5 protein-coding genes are annotated in these 5537 nt (G+C 68.0%); all 5 read right to left on the bottom strand.

Annotated elements, in window-relative coordinates; genetic code table 11:
- Positions 1-251 (bottom strand): ABC transporter ATP-binding protein (locus AB0I76_RS21360; protein WP_357038135.1); only part of this gene is annotated, 251 nt, incomplete at its 3' end.
- Complete coding sequence (locus AB0I76_RS21355) at positions 248-1315, bottom strand: ABC transporter ATP-binding protein (protein ID WP_357038132.1); 1068 nt, start codon at positions 1313-1315, stop codon at positions 248-250. The genes AB0I76_RS21355 and AB0I76_RS21360, both read right to left, overlap by 4 nt.
- A 14-nt stretch (positions 1316-1329) precedes the next feature.
- Positions 1330-2319 (bottom strand): ABC transporter permease, encoded by a 990-nt coding sequence (locus tag AB0I76_RS21350; RefSeq protein WP_357038129.1) that lies wholly within the window; start codon positions 2317-2319, stop codon positions 1330-1332.
- Between the two features lie 56 nt (positions 2320-2375).
- Positions 2376-4127, bottom strand: coding sequence for an ABC transporter substrate-binding protein (locus tag AB0I76_RS21345; RefSeq protein WP_357038126.1), 1752 nt, complete (start codon positions 4125-4127; stop codon positions 2376-2378).
- Between the two features lie 80 nt (positions 4128-4207).
- Positions 4208-5242 carry an ABC transporter permease gene (locus tag AB0I76_RS21340; protein WP_357038123.1) on the bottom strand — a complete coding sequence of 345 codons (1035 nt, stop codon included), beginning with the start codon at positions 5240-5242 and terminating at the stop codon, positions 4208-4210.
- Between the last annotated feature and the right edge of the window lie 295 nt (positions 5243-5537).

Here is a 5537-nt window from a genome sequence, read left to right as displayed (position 1 = left end):
CCGGCGAACTCGATACTGCCCGCCGTCGGCTCCAGCAGCCGCACCAGCATCCGACCCGTGGTCGTCTTCCCACAGCCGGACTCCCCCACCAGACCCAACGTCTGCCCGGCCCGCACCTCGAAGTCCACCCCGTCCACCGCCCGCACCACACCCCGAGTACGCAGCCCCGTGCGCACCGGGAAGTGCTTGCTCAACCCCCGCACCCGCAGCAACGCCTCACCCTGCTGCCCGGCGACGACCTGCCCGTTCACCGCGCCACCCCCACATCGGCGATCTCGTCCTGGTAGATGCGCAGCCGGTCGACCTCCGGCAGATGGCAGGCCACAAGGTGACCCCGCTCCTGCACCTGCCGCAACTCGGGAATTTCCGTCCGCGACCGGTTCCCGTTGCGGTCGGCGTATCGGCACCGCGGGTGGAACGCGCACCCCGACGGAAGGTTGATCAACGACGGCGGGTTCCCCGGAATCGGCACCAGATCCGCCGCCGCGTCACCGTGCAACGACGGCACACTCGACAACAACCCCCACGTGTACGGATGCTGCGGCCGCCGCAACACCTGCTCCACACTCCCGTGCTCCACCGCCCGACCGCCGTACATCACCAACACCTCATCCGCCACCTGGGACACCACCCCCAGGTCATGCGTGATCATGATGATCGCGGAATGGAACTCCGCCTGCAGATCCGCCAACAGATCCAGAATCTGCGCCTGCACCGTCACGTCCAACGCCGTCGTCGGCTCGTCCGCGATCAGCAGATCCGGATCGTTGACCAGCGCCATCGCGATCATCGCCCGCTGCCGCATCCCACCCGAGAACTCGTGCGGATATGAATCGAAACGCCGCGCCGGCTGCGGAATCCCCACCCGCCCCAGCATGTCCACCGCACGCTGCCGCGCCTCCCGCCGGCCCGCATCCGGATGGTGTACCCGGAACGCCTCCGCGATCTGCCGCCCCACCGTGTAGTACGGGTGCAACGCCGACAACGGATCCTGGAAGATCATCGCCATGTCCCGGCCGCGCAGCCGGCGTACCTCCTCCTCGGACAGTCGGAGGAGGTCGCGCTCGCCGAGGAGGATCCGCCCGGACAGGCGGGTACGGCGCTGGTCGTGCAGGCCGAGGAGGGCCAGCGAGGTCACGCTCTTGCCCGACCCCGACTCACCCACGATCCCGAGCGTCCGGCCCTGCTCGACGGCGAAGGAGATCCCGTCGACCGCCCGGACGGTGCCGTCCTCGGTGGAGAAGTGCACCTTGAGGTTCTCCACCCGCAGGTAGGGGCCGGCCCGGCGGGCTGCCGGCACGGCGGTGGTGGTCATGTCGTCTCCCCTCATCAGCTCAGTCGCACCCGTGGGTCGATGACCGCGTACAGCACGTCGACGACGATGTTGGCGATCACGATGAAGATGGCGGCCAGCAGCACGGTGGCCATGACCACCGGCAGGTTCAGGAACTGCACCGCCTCGACGGTGGCCTTGCCGAGACCCTGCAGGCCGAAGATGGTCTCTGTGATGAACGTTCCGCCCAGTGCGGCGCCGATGTCCAAACCGGCGATGGTCACGATCGGGGTGATCGCAGCCCGCAGGGCGTGCCGGGTGTGGACCCGGCGCAGCGGCAGGCCCTTGGCCCGGGCGGTCCGGACGAAATCCTCAGACAGCGTCTCGAGCATCTGCGCGCGGGACAGCCGGGCGTACAGGGCCGAGTTGAGGAAGCCCAGCGTCATCCAGGGCAGCAGGAGCCCGAGCGCCCACTTCGCCGGGTTCTCGGTAAGCGGCGTGTAGGTCGGGAACGGCAGCAGACCGGTGGCGTAGACGAGGAGGTAGAGCAGGATGAGGCCGAAGAAGTAGACCTGCATGGAGGCGCCGGCGAGGCTGATCCCGATGGCGAACCGGTCGAAGACAGTGCCTCGGCGCAGCGCGGAGACCATGCCGAGGCTCACGCCGAGCAGGATCCAGATCGCCGCCGCGCCGAAGACGATGCTGAAGGTGACCGGGGCGCGCTGAGTGACGATCTCCGTCACCGGCTGGTCGTTGCGGAACGAGTACCCGAGGCACGGCGCCGGGCACTCGCGCTGGAATTCCCCGGAGCCGAAGGTCCGGCCCACGAAGATGCCACTGACGAAGTTGGTGTACTGCTCCGGCAGCGGGTCACGGATGCCGAGCCGCTCCTCGACCTGGGCGATGTCCTGGGCGGTGCAGTTCTTGCCGCACATCACCTTGGCCGGGCTGCTCGGCACCGCGAAGAACAACCCGAAGGTGACCAGGCTGATGACGATGAGGGTGACGACCGCGACGAGCAGCCGCCGGACGATGAAACGGAGCATCCGTCGAACCTCTCGGACTGCGGCGGGGAGCGGACGAGCCGCTCCCCGCCGGGGCGTCACTGCTTGACGTAGATGTTGTTCACCTGGAAGGCGCCGAAGGCGTCACTCAGGTAGGCGTTGCCGACCTTGGACCCGTGCAGCACGTAGGTGGCGTCGTAGTAGACCGGGACGACCGGGACGAACTCACGCATGATCTTCTCGTCGAGCTTCATCCACTCCGCGTCCTGCTCGGCCGCGGGCAGTTTCCGCACCCGGTCGATCTCGGCGCTGATGCCCGGGTCGTTGAAGTAGGACAGGTTCTGATTGCCCTCCGGCAGGATCTCCCGGCCGTCGTACAGCGGCGGGATGATGGTCGAGCCGGTCGGCCAGTCCGAGCCCCAGCCACCCAGGTACAGGTCGTACGGGTTGTTCTTCCGGCCGACCTCGTCGTAGTAGCTCGACAACTCGATCGACTTCATGGTGATCTTGAAACCGCGCTCGGTGAGGCTCTTCCGGATCGCCTCGGCCTGCTGCGTGCGCAGCTCGCTGTTGGCGTGCGCCAGCACCAGCTCCGGCGTCTTGCCGGCCAGCAGCTCCTTCGCCTTGTTGGCGTCACCGCTGGGGGGCGTCCCGAACACGTCGTACGCCTTCCACCCCGCCGTCGTCGGCGACATGAGCGTGGTCGCTGGCGTGCCGGCCGCCTTGCCGCCGATCGCCTTGAGCGCCGCGTCCTTGTCCAGGGCGTGGTTCAGCGCCTTGCGGACGTTGAGGTCGGTGACACGCTGGGTGTTGATGTTGAGCACCCAGGTGTACTGCGTCGGGCCCTTCACCACCCGCTCGGCCACCGGGCCGGACGCGGTCCGGGGCAGTACCGCGGGCGGCACGTCGGTCCAGGTGAACGCAGCCTGGTCGGCGGGTGCGTCCGCGACGAGCCGCTCGGCGATCTGCGCCGCCTCCAGGCCGAAGGTGAACTTGAAGCCGTCCGGGTACGCGGTACGCAGCGGGTCGGTGTTCGGGTCCCAGTTCGGGTTGCGCTCCAGCTCCAGCGCCACGTCCCGCTGGTACGACTTCACCTTGTACGGTCCCGACGAGAAGGGCCGCAGGTCGTAGTTGGTCTTGGTGTCCTTGGCCGACGGCACCGGCGCGGTGGTCGCCATCGCCGCCGCGTACGGCATGTCGCAGTGCGGCTCGGCGAAGGTGAACCGGACGGTCTTGTCGTCCGGCGTCTCCACCCCGTCCGGGGTCGGCTTGCCGCCGTCGTAGGGACCCTTGTAGGTGGCGTTGTACTCGCCGCCCGGGTAGAGCCACTGCTGGATGTAGTGGGGCCCCTCGTTGAGCTGCGGGGCGAAGGACCGCGCGACACCGTACGCGACATCCTTGGAGGTGACCGGCGAGCCGTCCTCGTACTTCAGCCCGTCGCGGAGGGTGAACTCCCAAACCTTGCAGTCGCCGTTGACGTCCTTGCCGGGATCCTTGGCCAGGTCACCCACGAGGGTCATCTCGCCGGTGCCGTTCTCCTTGTAGCCGGTCAGCGACCGGTAGATCAGGCCGGTGGTCAGCTGCTGGACGTTGACGTAGTTGCGAGCCGGGTCGAGGTGCTCGAAGTCGGCCTCCCGCAGGACGGTGACGGTCCCACCCTTGGTGGCGCCCTGGACCGCGGCAGCCGGGCCCTGGTTGTCGGCCGCCTCGTACGAGATCGAGCCGGTCTGGGTCTTCGCCTTGTCGTTGCCCTTGCCGCTGCCACCGTCGTCGGTGGTCCGGCTACAGCCGGCGGCGAGCAACGCCACGGACAGGACACCGATCGACAGTGTCCGGGCTCTCCTGTGCACGGTGCATCTCCCTTCCCGCCCGGCGCGGGCCGCACGAGGCCCGCCGTTCGCCGGGCGAACGGTTCGTGATCGGAATTCGGTTACCGGGCTGACCGGGGATCCAGGGCGTCCCGCAGCGAGTCGCCGAGGAGGTTGAACGCCAGGACGAGGATGAAGATCGTCAGTCCGGGGAACAGGGTGTACCAGGGGTCGCTCGCCACGTAGCCGATGCTGTTGTAGATCATCCGGCCGAGGTCCGGGGTGGGTTCGGTGACGCCGATGTTGACGAATGCCAGCGCGGCCTCGACGGCGATGAACTGGGGGACGTTCAGCGACAGCGTGACGAGAATGGGCGCCCAGATGTTCGGCAGGAGTTGGCGTACGAGCAGGTGTCCGGTCCCCGCGCCGGCGGCCCGGGCCGCGTCGACGAACTCCCGCTCCCGCAGCGAGATCACCTGCCCGCGCACCAGGCGCGCGGTGTAGGTCCAGCTGAAGAGGCCGAAGGTGGCGACGATGAGGGCGATCCGGAAGCTCGGCGGCGGTGCCTCGCGGGCGGTGAAGAAGCGGTCCTCGACGATCGGGATGACCGCCAGCGCGAAGATGAGGAACGGAAATGCGAGCGTCACGTCGATGAGCCAGCTGACGGCGCTGTCCAGCCAGCCGCGCGCGTAACCAGCGACGATGCCGACGGCCACGCCGATCATCGAGGCCAGCACCGCCGAGACGAACGCGATGAACAGGGACGTACGGAGTCCGTAGACCAGTTGCATGAGAATGTCGCGGCCACTGCCGGGCTCCAGGCCGAGAAGATGGTCGGAACTGATTCCCCCGGCGTAACCGATCGGCATGCCGAAATCGTTGAGCTGGTCGACGAACTTGTCGGTCGGGTCCATTCCGGTCAGCCACTTTACCGCCGGCGCGGCGAGGGCGACGCACACGGCGACGGCCAGCGTCACCGCACTGACCAGCGCGGTACGGTCCCGCTTCAGTCGCAGCCAGGCGAGTTGGCCGGGCGACCGGCCGACGAACTCGCGCCGACGCCGCGCGGGCACCTCGTCGGCCGGGGAATTCACCTCGGCCAGCGGGTCGGGCGATTCCACCGCGAGGTTCAGGGACGGGTGGGACGTGTCGCTCATCGCGGATCCCCTTCATGGAGAGGAACTGCTTACGAGCCCGACGATAAGCGACGGAAAAGCGCCCGAAAGAATCGTTCAGGTAACAGCGTGATCGGTTGTCACCGATCGGCAACGGTTCGGCAACGCCGCTGGCTCGTTGCGGTAACGGCGTTAATCGGTTGTCACCCGTTCAGCCATTCGGCCGCGTGATGGAACGCAGAGCACATCAATGTGGTTGTCATCCGTCCGGCCGTTTCCACATCGATATCCACGGCGGGCGCGGCGGGCGCGACCGGCTCAGCGGCCGGCGGGCAGC

This window comes from Micromonospora sp. NPDC049799 (assembly GCF_040656655.1).
Taxonomy (GTDB): Bacteria; Actinomycetota; Actinomycetes; order Mycobacteriales; family Micromonosporaceae; genus Micromonospora.
The sequence above is the reverse complement of the archived record's forward strand: the minus strand, read 5'-3'. Positions and strand labels throughout refer to the sequence as shown.